The 22414-nt window shown below is 71.5% G+C and carries 18 protein-coding genes; 9 read left to right on the forward strand and 9 right to left on the reverse strand.

Annotated elements, in window-relative coordinates; genetic code table 11:
* Positions 1-355 precede the first annotated feature (355 nt).
* Positions 356-721 carry a DUF559 domain-containing protein gene (locus tag HS104_32430; GenBank protein MBE7484661.1) on the forward strand — a complete coding sequence of 122 codons (366 nt, stop codon included), beginning with the start codon at positions 356-358 and terminating at the stop codon, positions 719-721.
* Positions 722-724: 3 nt separating this feature from the next.
* Here HS104_32430 and uppS read toward each other — a convergent pair whose 3' ends face one another.
* On the reverse strand, positions 725-1627 hold the full coding sequence (gene uppS, locus HS104_32435; protein MBE7484662.1) for a di-trans,poly-cis-decaprenylcistransferase: 903 nt from the start codon (positions 1625-1627) through the stop codon (positions 725-727).
* A 133-nt stretch (positions 1628-1760) separates the two neighbouring features.
* Between uppS and HS104_32440 the strand changes: the two genes are divergently transcribed.
* Both HS104_32440 and HS104_32445 read left to right on the forward strand, forming a co-directional pair.
* Positions 1761-2282 (forward strand): hypothetical protein, encoded by a 522-nt coding sequence (locus tag HS104_32440; GenBank protein MBE7484663.1) that lies wholly within the window; start codon positions 1761-1763, stop codon positions 2280-2282.
* On the forward strand, positions 2273-3010 hold the full coding sequence (locus HS104_32445) for a class I SAM-dependent methyltransferase (protein MBE7484664.1): 738 nt from the start codon (positions 2273-2275) through the stop codon (positions 3008-3010). The genes HS104_32440 and HS104_32445 overlap by 10 nt, the downstream gene beginning before the upstream one ends.
* A gap of 2 nt (positions 3011-3012) precedes the next feature.
* Here HS104_32445 and HS104_32450 read toward each other — a convergent pair whose 3' ends face one another.
* The 3 genes from HS104_32450 to HS104_32460 are packed head-to-tail and all read right to left on the reverse strand — an operon-like array spanning position 3013 to position 5784.
* Complete coding sequence (locus HS104_32450; GenBank protein MBE7484665.1) at positions 3013-4503, reverse strand: two-component sensor histidine kinase; 1491 nt, start codon at positions 4501-4503, stop codon at positions 3013-3015.
* Complete coding sequence (locus HS104_32455; protein MBE7484666.1) at positions 4500-5201, reverse strand: response regulator transcription factor; 702 nt, start codon at positions 5199-5201, stop codon at positions 4500-4502. The genes HS104_32450 and HS104_32455 overlap by 4 nt, the downstream gene beginning before the upstream one ends.
* 55 nt (positions 5202-5256) lie before the next feature.
* Positions 5257-5784, reverse strand: coding sequence for a hypothetical protein (locus HS104_32460; GenBank protein MBE7484667.1), 528 nt, complete (start codon positions 5782-5784; stop codon positions 5257-5259).
* A gap of 169 nt (positions 5785-5953) precedes the next feature.
* Here HS104_32460 and HS104_32465 point away from each other — a divergent pair, with 169 nt between their 5' ends.
* Positions 5954-7570 (forward strand): hypothetical protein, encoded by a 1617-nt coding sequence (locus tag HS104_32465; GenBank protein ID MBE7484668.1) that lies wholly within the window; start codon positions 5954-5956, stop codon positions 7568-7570.
* Between the two features lies 1 nt (position 7571).
* A complete protein-coding gene (locus tag HS104_32470) occupies positions 7572-8051 on the forward strand; it encodes a histidine phosphatase family protein (protein MBE7484669.1) in 480 nt (159 codons plus the stop codon).
* A gap of 6 nt (positions 8052-8057) precedes the next feature.
* Here HS104_32470 and HS104_32475 read toward each other — a convergent pair whose 3' ends face one another.
* Together HS104_32475 and HS104_32480 are read right to left on the reverse strand one after the other, a co-directional pair.
* Positions 8058-10865 (reverse strand): hypothetical protein, encoded by a 2808-nt coding sequence (locus tag HS104_32475; GenBank protein ID MBE7484670.1) that lies wholly within the window; start codon positions 10863-10865, stop codon positions 8058-8060.
* On the reverse strand, positions 10865-13645 hold the full coding sequence (locus HS104_32480; GenBank protein ID MBE7484671.1) for a hypothetical protein: 2781 nt from the start codon (positions 13643-13645) through the stop codon (positions 10865-10867). The genes HS104_32475 and HS104_32480 overlap by 1 nt, the downstream gene beginning before the upstream one ends.
* 89 nt (positions 13646-13734) lie before the next feature.
* Between HS104_32480 and HS104_32485 the strand changes: the two genes are divergently transcribed.
* Together HS104_32485 and HS104_32490 are read left to right on the forward strand one after the other, a co-directional pair.
* The gene (locus HS104_32485) at positions 13735-14409 is read left to right on the forward strand and encodes a bis-aminopropyl spermidine synthase family protein (GenBank protein MBE7484672.1); all 675 of its coding nucleotides are present in this window, start codon (positions 13735-13737) and stop codon (positions 14407-14409) included.
* A complete protein-coding gene (locus HS104_32490) occupies positions 14409-15803 on the forward strand; it encodes a phenylacetate--CoA ligase family protein (protein ID MBE7484673.1) in 1395 nt (464 codons plus the stop codon). Before HS104_32485 ends, HS104_32490 begins: the two co-directional genes overlap by 1 nt.
* Positions 15804-16027: 224 nt before the next feature.
* Here HS104_32490 and HS104_32495 read toward each other — a convergent pair whose 3' ends face one another.
* On the reverse strand, positions 16028-16768 hold the full coding sequence (locus HS104_32495; protein ID MBE7484674.1) for a methyltransferase domain-containing protein: 741 nt from the start codon (positions 16766-16768) through the stop codon (positions 16028-16030).
* Positions 16726-17799 (reverse strand): radical SAM protein, encoded by a 1074-nt coding sequence (locus tag HS104_32500; protein MBE7484675.1) that lies wholly within the window; start codon positions 17797-17799, stop codon positions 16726-16728. Before HS104_32500 ends, HS104_32495 begins: the two co-directional genes overlap by 43 nt.
* Positions 17800-17866: 67 nt before the next feature.
* Here HS104_32500 and HS104_32505 point away from each other — a divergent pair, with 67 nt between their 5' ends.
* Positions 17867-19549, forward strand: coding sequence for a hypothetical protein (locus tag HS104_32505; GenBank protein MBE7484676.1), 1683 nt, complete (start codon positions 17867-17869; stop codon positions 19547-19549).
* Between the two features lie 78 nt (positions 19550-19627).
* Positions 19628-20788 carry a hypothetical protein gene (locus tag HS104_32510; GenBank protein ID MBE7484677.1) on the forward strand — a complete coding sequence of 387 codons (1161 nt, stop codon included), beginning with the start codon at positions 19628-19630 and terminating at the stop codon, positions 20786-20788.
* Here HS104_32510 and HS104_32515 read toward each other — a convergent pair whose 3' ends face one another.
* A complete protein-coding gene (locus HS104_32515) occupies positions 20789-22351 on the reverse strand; it encodes a GMC family oxidoreductase (protein ID MBE7484678.1) in 1563 nt (520 codons plus the stop codon). It abuts the gene before it with no gap.
* Positions 22352-22414 lie beyond the last annotated feature (63 nt).

A 22414-nucleotide genomic window follows, 5' to 3' on the forward strand; every position in this document is an offset into this window, starting at 1 on the left:
GCAGGTGCTCGGCGCTTCGCGCCTGCGCGCCTGCGGTCTTCCCCTCATTCGGGCTTCGCCCGAATGGGGAAGACGGGTCGTCCCGAGCTTGGTGCGTCTTCGCACGGCGTCACGTGCGGTGCTCCGTGGCTGGCACGTCGTCGCACGCCGTTACGAGCGGCATGGTGTCCTCGGCCCGGCGCGGCGGTCGGGCTGCGCTCGGCGGCGCACGCTCTGCGCCACGCCGCGCGGTGAACTGACGCGCCATGCCGAGGCCGCGTGCGCGTGCGTGCTCGAGAGCGTCTGAGGCGGCGTGTCACAGAGCCTGCGCCCTGGGTCGCGAAGCCCGCCCACCGCGCCGGGCCTCGGAGGAACCATGCTCGCTCGTGACCGTCATCAACTCCGCCGTCAACAGCTCCTCGCGGAACGCGCCGCCGCGATGCGGGCAGCGGCCACCGCGTCGGAGACCGCGCTCTGGTCTGCGCTTCGCGCGCGTCAGCTAGGCGTCGAGGTGCGGCGTCAGGTCGTCATCGGAGACTGCATCGCCGACTTCGTCGTGCCAGCCCAGCGACTGATCATCGAGGTGGACGGCAGCGTGCACCGCGGTCGCCGGGCGGCGGACGCGCGCCGGGAGCAGAAGCTCGCGAGGCTCGGCTACCGCGTGCTGCGGCTGGAGGCTGAGCTCGTGGAGCGCGCGCTCCCGGAGGCGCTCCGCCGGGTACGCGAAGCGCTTGGCGGGTGAGCGTCATTCCGCGGGATCGAGCGGGTCGAACGCTGCGGCTTCGCCGCGTTTGACCTGATCGGAGGTGCGGCCGAAGCGGCGTTCTTTCCCGGAGAACTGCGTGATGGCGTCGAGGAGCGTGGAGGGGCGGAAGTCCGGCCACATGATCGGCAGGAAGGAGAGCTCCGCGTAGGCCGCTTCGTAGAGCAGGAAGTCGGAGAGCCGGCTCTCGCCTCCGGTGCGGATCAGGAGGTCCACGTCGGGGAGCGAGCGCGTGGTCATCTCGCGGTGGAAGAAGCTCTCGTCGATCTCCTCCGGCAGCACGAGCCCGGCGCGGGCGCGCACGGCGAGGGCGCGGGCGGCTTCGACGATGTCCTGGCGTCCGCCGTAGGAGAGCGCCAGGGTCAGCGTCATCTTGTCGCCGTCGGCCGTGTAGCGGATCAGATCCTCCACCGCGTGCCGCGTGCCGGTCGGCAGATCTTCGAGCGCGCCGATGACGTTCACGCGGATGCCCAGCGAACGCAGCTCGGAGCGCTCCTTCTTGGCGAAGTCGACGAGCAGTCGCATCAGCGCTTCGACCTCGCCGCGGGGCCGGGCCCAGTTGGCCACGCTGAACGCGTACAGCGTCAGGTACTCGACGCCGATGCGGGCGGCCGTCTCGACCGCGTCGCGAACGGCGCGGGCGCCCTCCGCGTGGCCTTCGACGCGCTCCAGCCCGCGCTCGCGGGCCCAGCGGCCGTTGCCGTCCATGATGATGGCGATGTGACGAGGAACCCTGACTTTGCCGTTCTCAGACACGATGTTTTCCGTCTCCCGAAGCCAAGCGAGCTTCCGATGGCTCAGGGTGGCAAAGAGAAGCGCGGGAGGCGGGGGGCCTGTGTGGAGGTTTGATGGAATCCGCGACACTCGCCCGGGTCCAACCCACATAAGTAGAGGCTTATCCAGGGGTTGAAGCCTCCTGGCGAGACGAGGCGGTTGCCCCTCGGCCCGCGCGGCGGTATCCGCAGCGACGGGTGCCGCTGGACGCTCGTGCGTCCAAGCGCTCGGGAGGTCCTGGAAAATGAAGCTCGTCGTCTCGGTCTCAGTGGGCATCGCAACCGTCTGGCTCGCGTCGCTTGCGGCGTGTACCGCATCGTCTGACTCCGGAGGCACCGGTGGGGCCGGCGGCTACGGCACCGGCGGCGGCACCACCGGCGGTAGCGGCGGCATGGCGACGGGCGGGGCCGGCGGCAGCATGGGCGGCTCGACCAGCGGCGGCGCTGGCGGAGCCAGCAGCGGCGGCGGAGGAGGCTCCGGTGGGTCGACCGCGTGCCCGCTCCAGATCCAGGGCGTGTCCCAGGCCTGCGCGGACTGCATCACCGGCAAGTGCTGCAACGAGTTCGTCGCCTGCGGGCAGGACACGACCTGCAACACCTTCAACACCTGCGTCGTGCAGAACAACCCGGACTGCTCGGCCGCGACCGACGCGGCGGGTCTGAAGACCTGCTTGACCACGCCTTGCCCGACCACGGACGCGGCCTACCAGCTGTGGGGAACGGCGCAGGCGTGCGCCGCGCAGAGCTGCTCCACCGAGTGCCAGTAACCCGAAGCGCGCACGATCACTACGGCGCCGACCTCGCGTACATCCATGACGCGGGGTTCGGCGCCCTCGCGCACCGAGCCGGTCCCGCGCTCGTGGCCGAGCTGCGCGCTCGCGGCATTCGACGGGGGCTCGTGGTCGAGCTCGGCTGCGGGAGCGGCATCTTGGCGGCGCGGCTCGGGCGGGCCGGCTACGACGTCCTGGGAGTGGACGTGTCGCCGGCCATGCTGCGCCTGGCGAAGCGCGCGGCGCCCGGGGCGTGCTTCGTGCGGGCGTCGCTCCACGAATTCCCGCTGCCGAGGTGCGAGGCGGTGCTCGCGCTGGGCGAGGGCCTGGCCTACGTCCCCGTTCGCGGGCGGGCGCCGTCGCTCCGGCGGCTGTTCGCGCGCGTGGCGCGCGCGCTCCGGCCCGGTGGGCTGTTCGCGTTCGACCTGATCGTGAAGGACGGCAGCCCGCGGCTCGACGCGCGTGGATTCCGTGCAACGTGGGACTGGGCCGTGCTGAGCGAGGTGCAGGAGCGCGGCGCGCGCCTCGAGCGTCGCATCACGACCTTTCGGCGCGTCGGCGCCAGCTATCGGCGGAGCGCGGAGACACACGCGCAGCGCTTGGTGCGGCGCGACGAGGTGACCTCGCTCTTGCGAGGCGCCGGCTTTCGCGTCAGCACCGCCCGCGCGTACGGCAAGGTCGAGCTCCTACCCAGGCGCCTGGCGTTCTTCGCCACGCGGCTCTGACGTCAGGTCTCTTCCTCGACCGGCGCGTCGTGCCTGGGCTTCGAGCGCCGCTCGAGGGCCTCGCGGGCCTCGCCCGCGGCTTCCTTGATCTGCTCGGCGGCGCGCCGGCGCGCCGGCGGGAAGACCAGGCGGAACACCACCCGGGGCGGACCCGCCTCGGCCAGCTCGGCGCGACCACCGTGCGCCTCGGCTACGGCCCGCACGATCGACAGGCCGAGCCCGGTGCCGCCTTTGTCCGAGCGGGTGGTGACGAAGCGTCGGAAGAGCCGTTCGCGGACGTGCTTGGGAACGGAGCCGGAGCTCGCCACGTCGAGCACCACTCCGTCTTCTTCCCGGCGCAGGTGGAGCTCGACGGGTTGGTCGTCGCCCGAGTGAATCAGCGCGTTCTCCAGCAGGTTGTCGATGCAGCGGACCAGCCAGGCTTCTTCGCCGCGGATGCGCGTGTCCCCCTCGGTGCGGCTCCTGACTCGAGCGGAAGCGTCACCGAGCGCGTCGAGCGCGACGCGGACCACGGTACCGAGGTCGACGACCTCCAGGTCTTCCGCGCCGCGCGCCTCGATGCGCGCGAGGCTCAGCAGATCGCCGAGCAGTCGTTCGATGCGCTCGGTCGCCTCGCGGATGCGCCCGACGAAGCGCCGCGCCTCCTCCGGCTCGTCGATGGCCCCTTCCTCGAGCACCTCGGCGCTGGCGCGGATCGCGGCCACGGGGTTCTTCAGCTCGTGGGACAGATCGGCGGCGAAGGTCTCGACGAAGGGACGGCCTTGGAGCTGGCGGCGCATCGAGTCGATGGAGCGGTTCAGGCGCGTCACCTCGCGTCCGGCCGGCTCGAGCGGTGCGGCGACCCGCTCCCCGGCGCTGACCTTCTCGGCGAAGGTGCTGAGCTTCTCGATGGGGCGGGCGATGGCGCGCCCGATCAGCGCGGCCGCCGCCGCCGCCGCTGCGCCCAGGACCAGGCTGATGACCAGCACCGTCGGCGCGAAGTCCTCGAGCAGCCTCAACATCACCACCGTCGGCTTGACCACGCGGGCGGAGCCCGCTGCGGCGCCGCGGATCACGATGGGCGTGTCCACGCTGACGGTGCCGGGCTCGCCCTTCCTGCTGGCCCGGCCGCGCGGAAAGAGCATGCGCCCGTCGCGGTCGAGCAGCTCGAAGGAGAGCTCCGCGCCCCGCTCGCGCTCGGTCTCGAGGCGCACGGCGATCTCTTCGATGCGGATGTTGCCGCGGTCCATCTCGGCGCCGACGATCCCGGCCACCACCGCGCTCTCGTCCAGCGCCGCCTGGCTCGCCAGGCGCACGGCTCGCGCCTCGATGCGGTCGATCACCATGATGCCCAGCCCGAAGGCGAAGGCCCCGACGATTAGGCCGAGCGCCAGGAAGATCTGCATGCGGATCGAGAGGCCGCGGGTGCGCGTCGCGAGCAGGCGCGACACCACGAAGGCCGCGAACAGGATCAACCCGATGGCGGCAGCAGCGACGACGACCAGGCGGATCACGGCTTCTCGGCGCCGTTCGGCGGCTCCTCGGCGATGCGGTACCCGACTCCCCGCACGGTCTCGATCAGGCCCGGGTCGCCGCCCGCGTCGGCCACCTTCTTGCGCAGGCTCTTCACGTGCGAGTCGATGGTTCGGTCGGTGATGGCGAAGCCGTCGCCCCAGACCTTGTCGATGATCTGCGCGCGCGTGTACACGCGGCCGGGGCTCTCGAGCAGGCAGGCCAAGAGGTCGAACTCGACGCGAGTGAGCTCCAGGGGCTTGCCGTCCACCTGCGCGCGCCGCGTCGCCTCGTCCACCCCGAGGGGCGGGCGCCCTGGGGCGGCCGGCGAGCTCTTGCCCGGACTGGCGCGCCGCAGCACGGCCCGCACTCGCGCGACGACCTCGCGGGGAGAGAACGGCTTCATCACGTAGTCGTCCGCGCCGGTCTCCAGCGCCGCGACGCGGTCGGCCTCGCCGTCGCGGCTCGACAGCACGATGATGGGCGTCGAGCGACCGGCGCGCCGCCAGGTGCCGATCAGGTCGAAGCCGCTGCCGTCCGGGAGCATCAGGTCGAGGACGATGAGCTCCGAGTCCCCGGCGCGCGTCGCGGCGTCGCAAGTGCCGGCGATCTCCACCGTGAAGCCGTCGCGACGCAGGGCATACGCCACCGATTCCGCGATGGCGGGCTCGTCCTCCACGACCAGGATGCGCTGTGCCATCCCTCCCGGACGGTAGCACCAGAGCGTGCACGGGGCGGGGAGAACGCGTGGAGAGTCAGCCGCGCGTCAGCTCTTTGACCAAGGGGCCCACCGCGGCCACGAGGCGATCGAGGTGGGCGGGGATGGGCCGGGTGCCGGCGAAGTGAACGACGAGCCCGCCGGGGCGCACCTCGATGTGGCCGTTGAAGCGCCAAGACGCGAGGAGCTGCCGTGCGCCCTTGGGAAAAGCGGCGGCCGCCTCCGAAGGAGAGGCCGCGAGCGTCAACATGTGGTCGTCCCAGGCCGGATCGCCGATCTTCACCGTGGGCATCGGCGGGCTCTCCAGGTAAGCGACGCGGGTGTTGAAGTGCTCGCCGCCACGGGCCGCGGCTCGCCGCACGAAGCCGGGGTTCGAGATGAAGAGCAGCACGGTGCGATCGACGGGCTCGCTGTCGATGGGGGCGTGCCAGGGCTCCGCGATGGTCGCGCCACCCGGGGGCACGGACCAAGACGCGGCGTTGAACCAGGCCTCGGCGGCCACCATCGTGTCGAAAGGCTCCCAGGCGTTGAACCAGACCTGATCGGGCCAGGGTTCGAACTTCATGCGCCGCCCGCGCGCCCAGGCGGCGACTTCGGCGGAGCCTTCGGGGAGCGCTGGGGGAGGGGTCGGCACGGCGGGCTCGGAGCCTTCTGTAGACCGACTTCCGCGCCGATGGAACCGTCCCCGGTCGCCACGCTTGACGGCCGCATGCGCTCGGCGGAAGCATCCGCGCGTGAACCGCTACACCTCCCGATTCGGGCTCATCGCGCTGGCGCTCGCTTCGTCGCTGACCCTGGCCGCCTGCGGCGGCGGCAAGGGGCCCGAGACCCCGGCCGGGGCCGAGCGCGACGAGGAGCGCGCGCAGAACCTCCTCGGCAAGGCTCGAAGTGAGAAGAAGACCGAGACCTATCGCCGACTGGTCTCGCGCTTCCCCGACAGTCAGGCCGCCGGAGAAGGGCGCGAGGAGCTGGCGCAGTTGTTGATCGACGAGGCTTCGGCCTTGCTCAAGCAGCAGGACTTCACCACCGCCGACGAGCGCGCGGAGGAAGCGACGCTCTACGCCGGCGTGGATCGAACGCAGAAGGCTCGGGACCTGCAGAAGGCCGTGGACGACGCCCGTGCCGAACGGGCCGCGAAGCGGGCGCTGGAGTCCGCGGCCGAAGGCAAGTGCGCCAGCGCGCTGAAGCTGGTGGCGGATCCGGTGCGCACCAAGGGGCGCGCGCACTTCAAGGCCGCGCTGATCAAGAAGACCAGCGCGGCGCTCTTGAAGTGCCTCGAGCAGAAGCTGGCCGAAGAGGTGAAGGCCGGCAACGTGGAGGCGGCGCGCTCGCTGTTGACCGCGCCGGACACGACCACGGCGCTCGACAAGGAGACGTACAAGAAGGCCGAAGCGCTGCTCCAGAGGGGGCTGGTCGAGCAGGGCCTGGGCGTGCTGAAGCCGATGCTCGACGCGCAGAAGTGGCAGGAGGCCTTCGCGAAGCTCGACGAGCTCGAGAAGGCCGGCAAGCTGAGCGCAGCGGAGCGCAAGATCGCCGACGGCGTGGTGCGCGACGCGGTGAAGCTGCACGTGCAGAACCTGGTCAAGACGGCGGTCAGCGCCAAGAAGCCAGGCGAGATGCAGAAGCAGATCGACGATTCCGTCAAAGCGGCCGGCTGGGAGAGCGTGCCCGAAGAAATCGAGGCTGCCCGCCAGAAGTTGGCGATCGCCGTCGAGTGCGAGCGCCTGCGCTGCAAGCTCGCCAAGCCGAGCACGGCCTGGGCCTGGGGCGCCATCTCGCTCCGCCCGCCGGAGAGCAGCGCTGGCGAGGAGACCGGCAAGCTCGCGCACGGCAAGAAGGTCTGGCAGCTCGCCAAGGGCGGAGCCTTCGCGCTGATCGCCAGCGAGGATCCGGGCGCCGCGGAGGGGCCCGCGCTCTACGACAAGGCGAGCGCCTGGGTGGAGGCCAAGAACCTGAAGAACACCGAGACCTCCACCTGGCTCCCGCCGAGCGACCAGCTCAGCGGCGTGGTGGTGTGGGCGCCGCTGCGCGCTCCGGCCAAGGACTACCACCTCGGAACGGTGAAGAAGGTCGAGGGCCGCAAGGCCACCGTCGAGCGTATGGCGGACAAGGCCGAGGTCATCGTCGATCTGGCCACGCTTCGCTCGGGTGCGCTGACCTCCGGGCTCAAGGTCATGGCCTTCTGCGTGGGCCAGGTCCACACCGAGCCGGCCAAGGTGGACAGCGTCGTGTCGGTGGACGCCGGCGTACCGAAGGTGAAGATCGTGTGCGAGAAGGGCGACATCACCCGCGTCGAGATCGGCACCGCGCTCACCACGAAGGCCGAGTGGCTGCCTGCCAAGAAGCCCTGAGATGAAGACGCTGCTCCTGATGCGGCACGCGAAGTCGAGCTGGGACGACGACGTCGCCGATCACGACCGGCCGCTCAACGCTCGCGGCGAGCGCAGCGCGCCGCAGATGGCGGCGCTCCTGGTCGGCGAGAAGCTCCAGCCGGACTTGATCCTGAGCTCGACCGCGCTGCGCGCTCGCAGCACGGCGCTCTCGGTGGCGGAGGCCTTCGCTTGGAAGCCGGAGGTGCGGCTCATGCGCTCGCTCTACATGGCGGATCCTGCCGGGATCCTCGCTGAAATCGCCCGCACGCCCGCCGAGGTCGGCTGCCTCTTGGTGGTCGGTCACAACCCGGGGATGGAGGATCTGCTGAGCGACCTGTCGCTGATGCGACAAGCGATGCCCACCGCCGCCGTCGCGCGTTTCGGCGTTCGCGCGTGGTCCGAGCTCGGCAGCACGCGGCCCGAGCTCGTTCACGTCTGGCGGCCCCGAGAAGTGGACTGACCCGGCTCAGCGCGCGCCGAAGCCCCAAGGCGCCCCGTCGCCGCAGCGGTGCACGCGGGGGCTGGCCACGACGGGCGTGGGTGAAGCGTGCTCGTCGAGCGCCCACGCCGCCAGCCGCAGCTCGACCTGCTTTCCCCAAAAACGCTCGAGCGACAGCTCCTTGAAGCTCCGTGGCACGTCCCGTGACCCCAGCTCCGGGCGCTCGAGCCGAAACACCAGGTCACCGTCCACGATGCCGATGTCCACGGCGATGCGCCCGGGGTCCGGCGGCGGATCTTCGGCGCGCACGTCCAGGGCCAGACAGCTGCCGGGCGGCGGCGTGAGCGTGAGCCGCACGTCGGTCGGCGACTGGCCCAGGGGCGCCGGCGCCAGGCGCAGCGTGTCGCCGCGTACCTCGGCGCTGCCGGCGTGGACGCGGTGCGCGCCGTGGTGCAGCGCGACGACGAGGTTCTGTACCGTGCTGCACGGCCCCACGCGCGGTCGCTGGATGCGCGCGCGGTCTCCCCGCAGCGTCGCACCGGAGCGGGTGCCGAAGCGCAAGAGCACGTCTCGGCCCGCCCACTGTCCGAGGGGAAGCTCCGCCGGCTTCGGCGAGTGTCCCGCCCGAGCGTGCCAGGCCAAGAGACGTGGCTTTTCGTGGCCGTCGATCACGTGGATCTCGAAATCGACGCCGTCGCCGTCTTCGGGACCCGAGGCCACGCCGAGCTCCGCGTAGAGGCAGGCATTCTCGCAAGGGACGACGGGGAAGAATGCCTCCGCGTCGGGCTCCGGGTGCTGGTTCGGGTCCAGCGCGAGCGTGTCACCTTGCACGCGCGGAGTCGCGGTGCGGAAGAACACCGCCGGGCCCCCAGCGGCTGCCGCGAGATCGGCGTGCTCCCGGCACTCGCCGCTCCGCGGAGGGGCAGTGCTCGCAGCAGTCAGCTCCTGGACCTCCAGAATCGCGAACGTGATCACGCTCGGGCTGGTGCGACCGCCTCGCGCTCGGAGCACGATGCGGTCGGCGAGGCGAGTGGTGCGGGGCGCGACGCCGGCGACGAAGCGTTGCTCGGCGACCGCGGGATCGATCGGCAAGACGGTCGTGAACGTCCCGAGCGTCGGGTAGGGCACGCTCATCGGCGGTCCGATGGGCTCGTTCCCCGAGTAGAGCTGCGCCTCCAGGCCAGGCACGCCGCCGAGCAAGCGAGAGAGCCACGGCACCTCGAAGGCGTAGCGAATGGACAGCGCGCGATCCCAGGGTACCGGCCGCGCGAAGCGGTGGCTGACCTCACCGGGGACCCGCAGCACGGCGCTGCCACGCTCGGCGAGCGGGAGCGTGGTGCGCTCCACCCGAGCTGGGGCGTCGCGGAGCCGCGTCACCCAGAGATCGGGTCCCAGGCGCTCCACCGGCTCGTAGAGCTCGTGCAAGGCCAGCAGGTACTCGCCGAAGCCCCAGCTGCCCTCGTCGTAGCTGACGATCTCCTGCACGTAGAGCGGGCAGCGCTCGCGCCGCACGGCGTCCGCCATCTCGCGCTGGAGCGGCGCCGACCAGCCCAGGCTCATGGCCGTGGGGCCCGGCACGCCGGTGATGGCATGCAGCGCCACCTTGCTCGCAGGCAGGCCGACGCAGCGCACGCCCTCGGCCTTGCGCGCGCGTAGCCAGTCGGCCAGACGACGGAAGTCGCCGCGGTACTCCGCGTCCACGGGAGCCTGCTTTCGGAGCACGCCGAGCGCGCGGGGGAGCCCTCGCGGATCCCATGCGTTGGAGCGCCCGAGGTGCGCGCCGAACCAGCCGAGCACGAACACCACACCCAAGAGGCCGGCGTACGCCGCCAGGCGGGGTCGCACTCGTCGCTGCCGCACCGCCAGCAGGAACAACACCGCGACCAGCGGCAGGATCGCGGCGTAGGCGTGCTCGGCGTCGCTGCGCAGCACGGCGCGGATCAGGAACGGCGTCGTTCCGGCGAGCCACGCCGCAGAGACCGGGTCGCGGCGCTCGCCGCGGGTGAGGTGCCAGAACGGCACCAATGCGAGCACGACCAGCAGCGCGAGCTTCTGCGGGGAGAAGCCCTCGGCGTCGAGTAACATCGTGGTGCCGTAGGCGGCGGTGATGTCGAAGGCGCCTCGGACGTAGCTCGCGAAGCTGCCGCCGCTCTGCGCGAGGACCAGGGCGAACGCGGCTTGCCAGACGAGGACGGCGACGAGCGCCTTGCCCAGACGCCAGAGCTCGGCGCGGCGATCGGACGCGATGGCTGCGTTGGTCAGGCCCGCGGCCCCGAGGCCGGCCAGGCCGAGCAGACCGGCGTCCAGCGAGAGCCAGCCGCTCGCGGAGAGCAGGCCCGCGGTGACGAAGGCTCGGCCCCAGGTGTTCGGCGTGCCGACCCGCGGCAGGAAGACCCCGAGCGCCGCCAGCGGCAAGAGCCCGCGCAGCGAGCGCACGTCGTCGTGCAGGCCCAGCAAGCAGAGCGGCACCAGGACGAGCCAGCGCTCACGCCAGTGTGTCGAGGCCGAGAGTGCGAGCGCGACGGCAATGGCGAGCGACACGAGAGGGAATACCAGGTGGAGCCCCGTGACGGCGCGGCGAGCGCTGAACTCACCCAGCGCGTTCGGCAAGAACGCGAGCAGCTGCCAGAGCGGTCCGATGGGATAGGAGAAGTCTCGCCCGGACCAGCGCCCTCGGGCCGCCTCCCAAGGCAAGAGCAGCTCCCAGCCGTAGTCCCAGTGGCGGTACTCGAGCAGGCGATCGTCCACGCGGCTCGACCAAACCAGGGCATTGGCCACGATGGCCAAGGTGAAGTAGCCGACCCAGAGCACGAAGGTGCGCTTGTCCCGGGTCATCAGCGCCGGCACCTCTCGAGCCGGGGTCGGACGAGCCGGAGGAGACCTTCCGCGCTCGACCGCCGCGTGACGTGCACCTCGAGCGACACGTCGCGCTCGTGCCAGTCGTGGAGCGAGAGCTGCGACACCCGCGCGCGCTGTCCAGCCCTGGCCTCCCCCATCGCGAGCGCGTGGGCCAAGCCGTCGGCGCGCACGGCGATCAGGTAAGAGAGCTCTGCGCCGTCTCCCTCTGCGACGAGCTCGAGCTCGAGGCAAGTGTCGGCCACCACCGTGAACGGGTAGCTCACGCTGCTCTGTCCAGCGCCGAACGCGACGTCGTCTCCGCGCACGTCCACGGCGCCTGCGGCGGAGGCGCTTCCGCTCGCGAGCGCCGCGGCGAGGCCCGAGCGCGCGCTGCAACGCGCGAGCCGAGGGCGCTGCACCCAGAGGTAGTCCCGGCTGGGGTCGGCGCGGGGCAACGAGCCGAGACGCACGAACACGTCGCGCTCCGCGAACTTCTGCAAAGAGACCTCGATGCGCCGAGGGGCCGAGCCCGGCAAGATGTCGACGGCGGCGACGCGCGGGCGTGACGGGCCGTCCAGGACGTTCAGCAAGAGCTCCGCTCCGTCGCCGCTTCCGGCCGGCAGATCGATGCCCGCCTCGGCGACGACACAGGCGTCCGCGCAAGGCAGAACGGGGAAGAACACCTCCGCGCCCTGCTCGCTCAGCGGGTTTGGGTGGAGCAGCAAGCGCTCCGACGACGGGCGCAGCGCGACGTTTCGCGCCAGCGCGCCGTCGCCGCGTGCGTCGCTCAGGAGGTCCCGCTCGAGCTCGCAGACGGCGCCGACGCGGGAGGACAGCTTGGAGCCCGGCGCCGACACCGTTGCGCCGAGCACGCGGAACGTGGCCCGCCCGGGGGTGAGGTGCCCGCGAGCGAGCAGTCGAAAGCGGATCGCGTCCGCGCTCTTGGAGTCAGTCTCTGCGAGCTGCCCCATCCAGCGCGCCTCGACGATGGATGGGTTCACGGCCAGCAGGCTGCGGGTGGGCCGGTTCACCGACAGGTCGATCACGTCGATGAACTCGCCCTGCGCCTCGCCCGCGAGCTCGAAGCGGTACTCCAGGCGCGGCGCCGCGCCGAGGGCCGTCGCCCAGCGCGGCACGCCCAAGGCGTACTCGACGCGCAAGAGGTCCGCGTCCGAGACCACGCGACCGAGCGGCACCACCAGCTCTTCTCCCAGAGCGAGCGAGCGTTCACTCGTCCCGACGGCCAGCTCGGCGCTCTGCGCGGGCAGCGGAGTCTCGCGCACGCGGAGCAGGTAGGTCGCCGGGCCCAGTCGGCGCTCGAAGGCGTAGTGCTCCGCGATGGCGAACAGGTCTTCGCCGATGAACCAGTGTGGCCGGTCGGGCCGGTCGAAGCCGCCCACCTGGTAGAAGAAGTAGGGGCAGCGCGCGGCGGCGATGTCCCGCGCGAGCTCGCTTCGCTGCTCGGCGTTCCAGCGGATGCGCGCGGAGGTCGGGCCGGGCACGTCGGCCAGCGCGTGCGCGGCGGTGAGCGCCGGCGAAAATCCCAGACACGAGAGCTCGGGCTCGCGTGCCTTGAGAGCCCGGGCCGCCTCCGTCGCGCGGCCGAGATCGGTGACGAAGTCGGTCTGCGGCAGAAGGCGCCGCGCCAGCACCTCGCGCAAGGTCGAGAGGTTCTTCGGGTGCAGCCAGATGTCGCCACGGAAGGTGCCGAACCAGCCGAAAAGGAAGGTCGTCGCGATCAGGGCCGCGCCGACGCGCACGCCGGGCACCCCGAGGTCTTGGTGCGCCGCCACCAGGCACAGCACCACGAACACCGGCAGCGCTCCCATGAACACGTGCCCGGGATTCGGTTGGACCGCCGAGAAGGCCAGGAGCGGCAGCGCCCCCCCGAGCAGCATGCTCCCGACCAGCGAGGGCTTTTGCCGGAGCAGCGGCACGAGCGCGAGGACAGCCGCGGCGAGCGCGAAGAGCGTCGCCCCCGCGACGGGCGAGCCTTCACCCGAGGTCGCCATGTTCACCGCGTACGATGCGGTGAGGCTCCGCTGCCCCGCCAGGTAGGCGAGCGGGCTCGCGCCGAGCGCGAGCGCCAGCGCCGATAGGCCGAGCAGCGCTCCGGCCTGCGCCAGCGCGTAGCGGACGAAGCGCTGCACGGCCAAGCCGGGTGCGAGCCCCGAGCGACGCCGTGAGAGCCACTCGAAGCTCGCCATCACCACGACGGACAGGCTGGCGAACACGAGTCGATCGAACGAGAGCAGCATCAAGAGCGAGCTGGCGGTGGCAGCGCCGAACGCCGCGCTCCAGCGCGGGGGCTCGCTCGATTGGGCGTGCCGCGCGTACAGCACCAGGTGAACGACCGAGAGGAGCGGTCGCAGCGTCGAGATCCCGGCGCCGTAGGCGGCGAACACGATGGCCCCGATCAGCAGCAAGCGCGTGAGCCCGCGGGTCTCGCGGGAGAGCCAGAGCGCGATGGCGATGCCGCCGAGTTGGGTGGCGACCTGCATGCCAGCGATGACCAGCGGCGCGGAGAACTGCCCGGCGAGGGTGCCGGTCAGCGCGAAGACCTGCCACAGAGGTCCCATCGGGAAGTGGAAGTCCCGGCCGCTCCACTCGCCACGGGTCGCGCGCCAGGGCAGCTCGACCTGCCAGGTGTAGTCGATCAGGTTGGCGTCGAAGCCGCGCATGTCCCAGGCCAGGACGCGCACGATCGCCTGCGCTGCGACCAGCGCGAGCGCGTACCCGAGCAGCAGGAACGAGGCGGCGCGCACGACGCGCGGCATGGTCGAGGGCCAGACTAGGGCAGGTATCGGCCGCGTGGAACACGAGTGATTGAAGATTCCCCCCACTGCGGCTACGAACGGTCCTGGGCATGAGCGCGAACGCGGCCGAGATCCGGCGGGTGGTGCGCCGCGCCATCCCGCTCCGCACCCCGGACAAACCCGCGCAGGGCGCCTACCACGTCGACGCGCCCTCGATGCAGCGTCGGCTCGGGCTCCTGACGCGTCTCGCCACGCCGCGGGAGCGGGTGCTCCTGGTCGGGGACGACGACCTGACCAGCCTGTGCCTGCACTGGCTCGGTTATTCCGACCTGACCGTGGTGGACTTCGACGCGGAGCTACTCGACATCGTGAGGCGAGAGTCCAAGAGAAAGGTCGTGACCGTGGAGCACGACCTCCGAGGAGCCTACCGAGGGCGGCTGCCGAAGCTGGGCAAGAGCTGCGACCTGTTCATCACCGACCCGCCGTACGGCCCGGACGGCCTCCGCGTGTTCGCCGGCGTGGGCATCGGTGCGCTTCGCGTCGGTGGTCGGGGCGTGATCGTCGCACCCGCAGCTCGCGTGGCGGGGTCCAGCGTGCGCGATCCGCTGTCCCTCGGGGTCGCGCTCCAGGCCTTCATCGCGGCGAACGCCTCGGCTCTCGTGGACATCGAGCCGAGCTGTCAGCGCTCTCATCACGGCACGGTGTCCTCGATGCTCGTCTTGCGTCGCGTGAAGAAGCGAGCCATCGACTGGAGCGCGCTCGAAGGGGCGGAGGTCTTCTACTGATGGCCCGGGCCGGGCTCGGGCCAGACCCGCACGCGCGTCCGTTCGCAGAGCTCGCGAGGGCCTACGCTCGAGGTGCCGCCGGGCTCCTGCCGCAGGTGCTCGGTAACGCCTGGTTGCCCGCCCCTGCGCTCCGCCGGCTCGTCGAGGCGCGGCGCGCGCGCATCCTGCGGCACGCCGCGGAGAACGTGCCGCACTACCGCGAGAAGTTTCGCGCCGCCGGCCTCGGCGTCCGTCGCCTCGCCGATCCTCGCGCCTTCGCCGAGGTGCCATTCCTGGAGAAGCGACACGTCAAGGACGAGACCGAGGCGCTGCTCTGGCCCGCGGTGAATCGCACCACGCTCCTGGAGCGAAAGTCGAGCGGCTCAACCGGCTCGCCGGTGCGGGTCTATTTCGACCCCGTGGCGGAGCTTCCGCGGCGGGTGCAGGAGCTGCGTTTCCTGACGGCCCACGGCTTTCGCCCTTGGCACACGCAGATGATCCTGGACGCCCCGGCGCACCTGGCCCCCCAGCCGTTCTTGCCGCAGCGGCTGCGGGTGTGGCGCCGCGAGGCCTACCCGTGGTGGCTCGCCCCGGAGCAGGCCCTCGCGGAGGTCGACCGCCGGCAGCCGGACTGGTTCCACGGCGTGCTCGCCGGCATCCGCATGCTCGCGCTGGCCATCGAGGCGGCCGGCGGGCTCGCTTACCGGCCGTTCCGCGTCGTCACCAAAGGCGAGCTGCTCGACCCGAGCACGCGCTGGTTCATCGAGAACGCGTTCGGCGCGAAGATCGTCGATTTCTACGCCACGGAGGAGACCGGCATCATCGCCTGGGAGTGTCCTCGGGGTGGCGGATACCACGTGGATGAGGACTTCAACTTCGTCGAGGTGGTGCGCCCGGACGGCAGCCCGGCGGAGCCGGGCGAGGTCGGGGAGGTCGTGCTCACGAACTTGTACCAGCGCGCCATGCCCATCATCCGCTACCGCGTCGGAGATCTCGCCGCGCTCCACGCCGAACCCTGCGCGTGCGGGCGCAGCCTGCCACTCCTGAGCCAGCTTCGCGGGCGCAAGCTGGACTTCTTGATCACGCCGAGCGGCGCGCTCCACGACCCGTTCCGCGTCATGGCGGTGATGGAGCGCGTGGCTCACGTGCGCTGGTTCCGCGTCATCCAGACGGCGCTCGAGCGCGTCGAGGTGCGCGTGGGCTGGGAGCGCGAGGCGAGCCCGGCGGCTCGCGCCGACGTGACCGCCGCCATCCAAGGTGGGCTACGCGAGCTCCTGGGAGAGGAGATGCGCGTCGACGTCGTGACGGTGGACGAGTTCCGCGTCGAGATCGGCGAGAAGGCCCCGCTGGTCAAGGGGCTGCCCGGCCAGGAGCTCGCGGCGCTGGCCGAGCGCGGGTACAAGCTGGCGTTCTAGGGGGTGTCCCTGATTCGCGCTCCGCTGGCGACAGCAAACGCCACGCGACCCTTCCGTTCGGTGGAAACGGCCGGCGCCGGCCCCGGCCGGTCTTCGCGCTCACGCCTCACTTTCGGATCGAGATCTGATCATGACCAGACTGTTCAAGTGATTCCGGGGCTCGGCTGACCGCCGAGCGGCGCGAATCGAGCCGCTCGGTCGCACACCGAACTAGGGACACCCCCTTAGCCTTTCGTCGCGTACGCGATCAGGAAGCTGCCGAGCGTCGGGAAGAGCCTCGCCAGGCCGCGTGAGGCGAGCACGACGCGATCGGGGTCCTGGGGGTCGCGGCGCCAGACCACCAGCGTGCTCTCCAGCCGGTCTAGGCTGAGCCCAGCTTCGCCGAGGGCTTCGCGCAGCGTGCCGGCGGTGAAGGGGCGAATGTGCAGCTTGAGGAACGGGTGCAGCGGCTGTGTCTGGCTGGGGGCACGGCCCAGGAGCAGGCGCAGGCGGTCGGGCAGGTGCGCCAGGTTGGGCGTGGTGACGATCACCGTTCCGCCAGGGCGCGTGACCCGCGCCAGCTCGGCGACGAAAGCCCGAGTGTCGAACAGGTGCTCGATGAGCTCCCCGGCGTACACCACGTCGAAGCGCGCGGCGTCGAACGGCAGCGCCTGGCTCGCGTCGGCGAGGCGAGCGTCGATGCCCGCGTCGGCGGCGCGGGCGACGTTCTCCGGCGCGGCGTCGATGCCGCTCACCCGGTAGCCGAGGGCCGCGAAGCGTTTGCCGACACGTCCGTCGCCGCAGCCCACGTCGAGCAGCTCGCCCTTCGGATGACGCCCGAGGAAGCGCTCGACCCGCTCGAGCCGCAGGCGGTTGTCGCGGTCCTTCTCCAGGAACGCGAAGGCGTCCTGGCGACCGAACCAGCTGGCGTTCTCTCCCGTGCTCAGAAGTAGAAGTCTTCCTTGTTGTTCGCCAGGATCTTGCACTGCGAGTCGCACTCGTAGACGTGGGCGCGAGCGCGGCTGGCCGCCGGGGAGCTCCACATGCGGTCGAGGTCGTCCGCGAGGATGCTCCCGAAGTCTTCCGGCGTGTTCGGGCACATCTTCACGTGCCCGGTCTCGGTGATCAGCAAGGTCTTGAGCTCGCCCTCGCAGCTCGCGGTCTTGGCCAGCTCCGTGGGATCCTGGAAATAGGTGCGCCAGGCCGCGAAGTCGGAGTCCGTGTTCTTGATCGGGTAGCCCGCCGCGCGCCGCCGCTCGAGCTCGTCCACCAGCGCCAGGGTCTCTGCTGCGTCCGGCCAGAGCTCGCTCTTCTGGAACCAGTGGTCGCCTTGGTGCTCTCGCCCCTGGAAGAAATCGGTGGTGGCGATGGGCTGGAACGTGTGCCCCTCGATGTCGTGCTGCTTGCACCAGTCGCTCAGGCGCAACAGCTCGTCGTGGTTCCCGCGCATCACGATGGAGTTCACGTACACGACCGGGCGCTTCTTGCCGGCTGCCTCTCTCGCCTCCCGCACGTATTCGATGGCCTTCATCGCCTGCGCCCAGGTGCCGGGCTTGCCGCGCGTCTGGTCGTGGAAGCTCGGGTCCAAGCTGTCGAGGGAGACGGCCATGAAGCCGAGCCCGGAGTCCACGACCTGGCGCGCACGGCGTTTGGTGGCGATGAGCGTGGCGTTGGTGGTGAGCGAGGTGACGGCGCCGCGCTCGCTGGCGAAGCCGAGCACCTCGAAGATGTCGCGATGCAGGAAGGGCTCGCCGGCGATCAGGGACAGGCTGTAGCCCCGGCCCAGCCAGGCCGACAGCCGCTCGACCACGCGCTTCTTTTGCTCGACGTTCAAAGCGGGGGTCAGCCGGTAGCTCTCCGTGCGGTTGCCGATGTCGCAGTGGTTGCAGGACAGATTGCAGATCTGCTCCCACCACCAGAACACGCGCGCGGGCTTCGGCTCGGGCGCGGCCCGCGGGGCCGGCGCGAGCCGGTCGAGGCCCCTCCGGAGCAAGCGCTCCACCGACACCAGGCGCATCCCCGAAAGCTAGGGGTCGCGCCGCGCTCGGTCAAGACGAGCGGGGATCCGTTGTAGCTTCGCTTTCATGAGCCACCCCACCGAGAGGGAGCGCGCGCCGGCGTTGCTCTGGCTGGCCGGTGTGGTGCTCTTCGCCTTCGACGCCTGGCTCGTCAGCTCGCCGCCGCTCGACGTCCCCTATCTGCGCGAGCTCTACTTCGTCGGAGTGGCCAGCGGTCGCGAGGCGTTGAGCTGGGACTTCTTGCACCGGCCGACGCTCGAGCACGTGATGCCGTTGCCGATGGGGCTCGGTGCCCTGGTTGTCCGGCTGAGCGGTGTCGCTGGGGCGGGTCGCGTGCTCAACCTGGCGCTGCTGGCGCTCTCGGCCTACTTGCTCCTGCGCGCGGTCGCGCTGATCCGCGGGCGAACCACGCTCGCGGACGCGACGATTCCGCTCGTCGTGCTGGGACCGGCCCACGTCTTCAGCTTCGTGAGCGGCTTCAACCTGCAGCTGGTCGCGAGCGGTGCTCTCTTCTCCGCGGCGATCGGCGCGGCGGCCGTGTGCGCGACGCGCTTTCGCCGGCGTTGGTTCTGGGCTGGGCTCGCGGCGCTGGTCGCGCTGCCACTGTGCGGGGTCAGCGGAGTCCTGTCGCTCGCCTTCGCCTGGCCGGCCATGGCCTGGGTCGCCGTGCGCAACGAAAGGTCGCTCGGCGCTGGCGCGGCCTTGGCCACCGGCGCGGCGCTCGGCTTGCGCTACTTCCCGTGGAGCCGGCTCTCGGAGTCCCACGAGCACGCCGTCAGCCCGCTCAGGCTCTCCGCGGAGCTCCTGCCGGCGGCGCTCGGTGCCGCGGGCTCGCGAGCCTTCCCCTGGACGCTTCTGCTCGTCGCGGCGCTCGTGCTCGCGGCGCTCTGGGTCCTCGCCAAGAGCGAGCGGCGGGCAGTGTTCACGGTCATCGCGCTCGGGCTGACGGGTCAGCTCGTGATCGCGCTCGCCATCGGCTTTGGTCGCTCGCAGTACGACAACGCGCTGACCTTCACCGAGCGCTACGTCGAGCTCGCAGTGCCGTGGCTCCTGTTCGCGCACTTGGGTCTAGCTGCCGCGGAGGGAGCCGGGCGCCTGGTCGCGGCGCGCCTGTCCGCCGGCCTCGCCCTGGTGGCGGCCGTCGCGGCCGCAGACAACGCTCCCCACGCGGTCGCTCGGGTTCGCGAGGCGGAGGCGGGGCTGCGCGCGTTCTCCGGCGACGCGCGGGCAGGGCTCAGCCTCTCCGCGCTCGCGGAGCGGCACGGCACGTTCTTGTACCCGTTCGACCGCGGGGCGCTGCTCGCCGGGCTCTCGACCATGATGCTCGAGCCGCTGCCGCCCTTCGATCGGAGCCCGACCGGCGGGCTGCTCTCGCTCGAGTCGCACGCGGGCGCTTGCGCGTCCGACCTCGTGAGCTGGGCCAAGCCCCGGGCGCCCGGCTCCCCCGAGCGCGCATTGGATGACCACGTGCCGAGCGAGTGGCAAGCGCCGGAAGGGGAGGACGGGGTCTTCGATCTCGCGCTCAGCGAGCCGCGCTCGCTGTCGATCGTGTGCCTCTTGTCCGGACAGAAGCGCGGTGCGGACTCGCGCGTGCGCGTCGAGGCTTGGGCGAGCGGTAGATTGGTGGCGAGCGCGCCGGCCGAGCTGCACGATTTCGTGGCCGTGCCTCTGCTCGCGCCCCGCTTCGATCAGCTGAAGGTGTACGTCTCGCCAGGAGCGTCGCTGGCCGAGCTCGCGCTCGCGCCGTGACGCACCTGCGCTCATGCGCTGAAAGCATGAGCACGACTATTTCGGAAACTCTCCGCGCGAGCGGGCCGAGGCGCGGGCATGAACAAGCCCCGTGTCTGGTTTTCGGTCTCGTGTCTCGTGACGTTGGCGAGCTGCGCGGGCGAGCCCTTCCGCGCCGCACCGGCGGAAGACGAACCGCCGCCAGCGGGCGCCACCTTGCCCGCCTTTCACACGGTGGGGCCGCCCAGCCTGGCCGGCGTGCCGAAGGCGGAGCTCGCGTTCGCCCGCAAGGGTCAGAGCCAGGTTGCCGCGTTCGACCCGGTGAGCGGGGCCGTGCGCTCCACCACGGTGGTGGGTGAAGTCGTCCTGGACCTGGTGCGCGACGGCGATCGACTGTTGGTGGCGACCTCGACCGAACAGCTGGATGCCAGCGAGATCCGCGCCTTCCGTGTGACCGAGGGCAAGCTCGAGCTCCTGGGCGAGAGCGAGCCGCTCGGGCCGGGAGCGCGCGTGTTTCCCTTCCCGCCCCACACGCTGGTGCTGACCGAAGACATGGCCGTGACCTGGTCCCTGCTCGACGCAGAGCTCGCGCTGGTCCCGTCGAGCAAGGCCGTCGCCCGCCCCGCCAGTCTGGTCCTCACTCGGGCCCAGGGTCGCTCGCGGCTGCTCGCGCTCTCCCGTACCGGCCTCGAGGCGGGTCAGTACTTCGACATGCTGATCGAGGCCGACTTCGAGTCGGGGTGGCAGCTCGACCTCCACAGCGTCCCGGCGCCGGGGCGCCCGAGCTCGCGCCTGGGCCGGGCGCCGGATCGCGACGAGGTCTACCTGGTCCGGAAGCAGGCCGACGAAGACTCGCTGGAGGTCGGCGAGCTCTCGGCGACGGAGCCCGCCCCGCCGAAGAGCTTCCGCAACGTGCCGGTCCCCGGTGGGATCGGCTCCATCGAGGCGGTGGAGGTCGATCCCGAGCGGGAGGCGCTGCTGGTGCTGCTCTCCCGCGAAGCGTCAACGGCAGCGCTCGTCGTGGTTCCGTTGCGCGAAGGCGTCGCGCCTCAGCTCGTGCCGCTCGCCGCTCCCGTCGAGGCCTCCGAGTGGTTCAGCCGGGTGCTGTCGCTGTCAGCTTCCGGGCGCGTGCTCGTGGCGACAGCGAGCGGTCTCGAGGCGTTCGAGCTCGGCGGCGACCCAGCGGCGCCGCTCTTGGTGATCGACACCGACTTCGACGGCGCTGGGCTGGCGGCGCCGTTGGTCGGGGCGGAGGACTGATCAGCGCTCCTGTGCCATCCGGCGCGCGCAGCGCAGCGCGTTCGCCTGGATGGTCAGGGTCGGGTTGACGCCACCCGGGTAGGGCATGAACCCGCCGTCGATCACGTACAGGTTGTCCACGCCGTGCACGCGCCCCCAGGCGTCCACCACACTCGTGGTCGGATCGTCGCCGGCGCGGCAGGCGCCGTGCAGGTGAGTGCCGCCGAAGTGCGGCGCCTTGCCCTCGCGGCGGATCAGACGACAGCCGGAGGCGCCGAGGAGCTCCCGGCAGCGCTCCACCATGTGCTCGAGTCGCGCCAGATCCGTCGGGTGCGGCGTGTAGTCCATGATGATACGCGACAGGCCATGGCGATCGCGCTCGCGCGAGAGCAGCACGCGGTTGTCGCGCGCCGGGTGGTCCGCCAGGATGCACTCGATGCGCACCGGCAGCCCCTGGTGCAGGGCGAAGCGGTGCCCGTAGCGCGCCTCGTAGATCAGCCCGCCGAGCCCGCTCGGCGCGGCGGCGTCCAGGTAGTGATCCGTGAGCGCGAGGGTGGAGAACGGCCCGTCGTTGTCATTGGGCTCCGCCGCGTCGACGAAGCCGTCCACCCACTCGCTGATCTTGAAGCACAAGCCGCGCCCCACCATGTCGTGGTCGTTGCCGAGCCCACCCGGTGAGTGCTCGTCCGCCGAGCGCAGGAGCAGCGCTGCCGATTGAATGGCGTTCGCCGCCAGGACGAAGCGGCGGGCCCGGATGCGGTAGCTCTGCCCGGTGTCCACCCGCAGCGCGACCAGAGTCGAGACCGACGAACGCGAGCTCCGCTCCAGGCGCGCGGCGACGAGCCCGGCGTACAGCGTCAGGCTGCCCGCTTCGAGCAGCGGCCGCAGGAACACCGTCTCCGCGTCGCCCTTGGCGAAGCGCTCGCAGCGGTGCTCGATGCAGGGGTTCGAGTTGGCGCACTCCGCGCGGCCCGCGTGCGGGACGGTGTTGATGGCCAGCGGGGTGGGGAAGGGATGCAGCCCCAAGCTGCGAGCGCCTGCTGCGACGATCGCCGCGGCGGCGCTCGGGGCGACCGCCGGCAGGTAGCGCGCGCTCGGAGTCGGCGGCGCCGTGGGATCCCCGCTCGCGTCCGCCGCGACGCCGATGCGCTGCTCGATCTCGCCGTAGTAGGGCTCGAGCTCGTCGTAGCCGAAGGGCCAGGCGACCGGCAGATCCGCGGCCGGCAGCCAGCGGCTCGGGTCGAAGTCCAGGCTGCGGTAGCGGAACGACGCGCCGCCGTAGAACACGGTGCCGCCGCCCACGTTGCAGCTCGACCAGGGGTTGCCCTGGAGCGCGAAGCAGCCGCTGAACACACGCACGTAGGCCGGCTCGGCCCAGTGCACCACGTCGGCGAAGCGTGTCTCCGGGTCGACGTAGGGGCCTTGCTCGACCACCACGACGTCGAGCCCGGCGCGGCAGAGCTCGTCCGCCGCCACCGCCCCCGATGCGCCGCTGCCCACGATGCACACGTCGAAGGTCCGCTCGGCCAAGTCGTCCGGCGGCAGCGGGCCGAAGTCGGGCTGTCGGGCGGCGCTGGGCGGCATGGGCGCGTGTCTGCTTAGCCCGGATTTCGTCAGTCGCCCATCTCGGTGCGCGGCGCCCGCGCA

It is taken from the genome of Polyangiaceae bacterium (assembly GCA_015075635.1).
In the GTDB taxonomy this organism is placed as follows: Bacteria; Myxococcota_A; Polyangia; order Polyangiales; family Polyangiaceae; genus JADJKB01.

What these genes read in the sequence shown, in the direction of transcription:
- HS104_32510 (MBE7484677.1), top strand. Translation starts at nt 19,628, where the DNA reads ATGAACAAGCCCCGTGTCTGGTTTTCGGTCTCGTGTCTCGTGACGTTG.
- HS104_32500 (MBE7484675.1), bottom strand. Translation starts at nt 17,799, where the DNA reads ATGCGCCTGGTGTCGGTGGAGCGCTTGCTCCGGAGGGGCCTCGACCGG.
- HS104_32480 (MBE7484671.1), bottom strand. Translation starts at nt 13,645, where the DNA reads ATGCCGCGCGTCGTGCGCGCCGCCTCGTTCCTGCTGCTCGGGTACGCG.
- HS104_32455 (MBE7484666.1), bottom strand. Translation starts at nt 5,201, where the DNA reads ATGGCACAGCGCATCCTGGTCGTGGAGGACGAGCCCGCCATCGCGGAA.
- HS104_32475 (MBE7484670.1), bottom strand. Translation starts at nt 10,865, where the DNA reads ATGACCCGGGACAAGCGCACCTTCGTGCTCTGGGTCGGCTACTTCACC.
- HS104_32485 (MBE7484672.1), top strand. Translation starts at nt 13,735, where the DNA reads ATGAGCGCGAACGCGGCCGAGATCCGGCGGGTGGTGCGCCGCGCCATC.
- HS104_32440 (MBE7484663.1), top strand. Translation starts at nt 1,761, where the DNA reads ATGAAGCTCGTCGTCTCGGTCTCAGTGGGCATCGCAACCGTCTGGCTC.
- HS104_32470 (MBE7484669.1), top strand. Translation starts at nt 7,572, where the DNA reads ATGAAGACGCTGCTCCTGATGCGGCACGCGAAGTCGAGCTGGGACGAC.
- HS104_32430 (MBE7484661.1), top strand. Translation starts at nt 356, where the DNA reads ATGCTCGCTCGTGACCGTCATCAACTCCGCCGTCAACAGCTCCTCGCG.
- HS104_32515 (MBE7484678.1), bottom strand. Translation starts at nt 22,351, where the DNA reads ATGCCGCCCAGCGCCGCCCGACAGCCCGACTTCGGCCCGCTGCCGCCG.
- HS104_32490 (MBE7484673.1), top strand. Translation starts at nt 14,409, where the DNA reads ATGGCCCGGGCCGGGCTCGGGCCAGACCCGCACGCGCGTCCGTTCGCA.
- HS104_32505 (MBE7484676.1), top strand. Translation starts at nt 17,867, where the DNA reads ATGAGCCACCCCACCGAGAGGGAGCGCGCGCCGGCGTTGCTCTGGCTG.
- uppS (MBE7484662.1), bottom strand. Translation starts at nt 1,627, where the DNA reads ATGTGGGTTGGACCCGGGCGAGTGTCGCGGATTCCATCAAACCTCCAC.
- HS104_32460 (MBE7484667.1), bottom strand. Translation starts at nt 5,784, where the DNA reads ATGAAGTTCGAACCCTGGCCCGATCAGGTCTGGTTCAACGCCTGGGAG.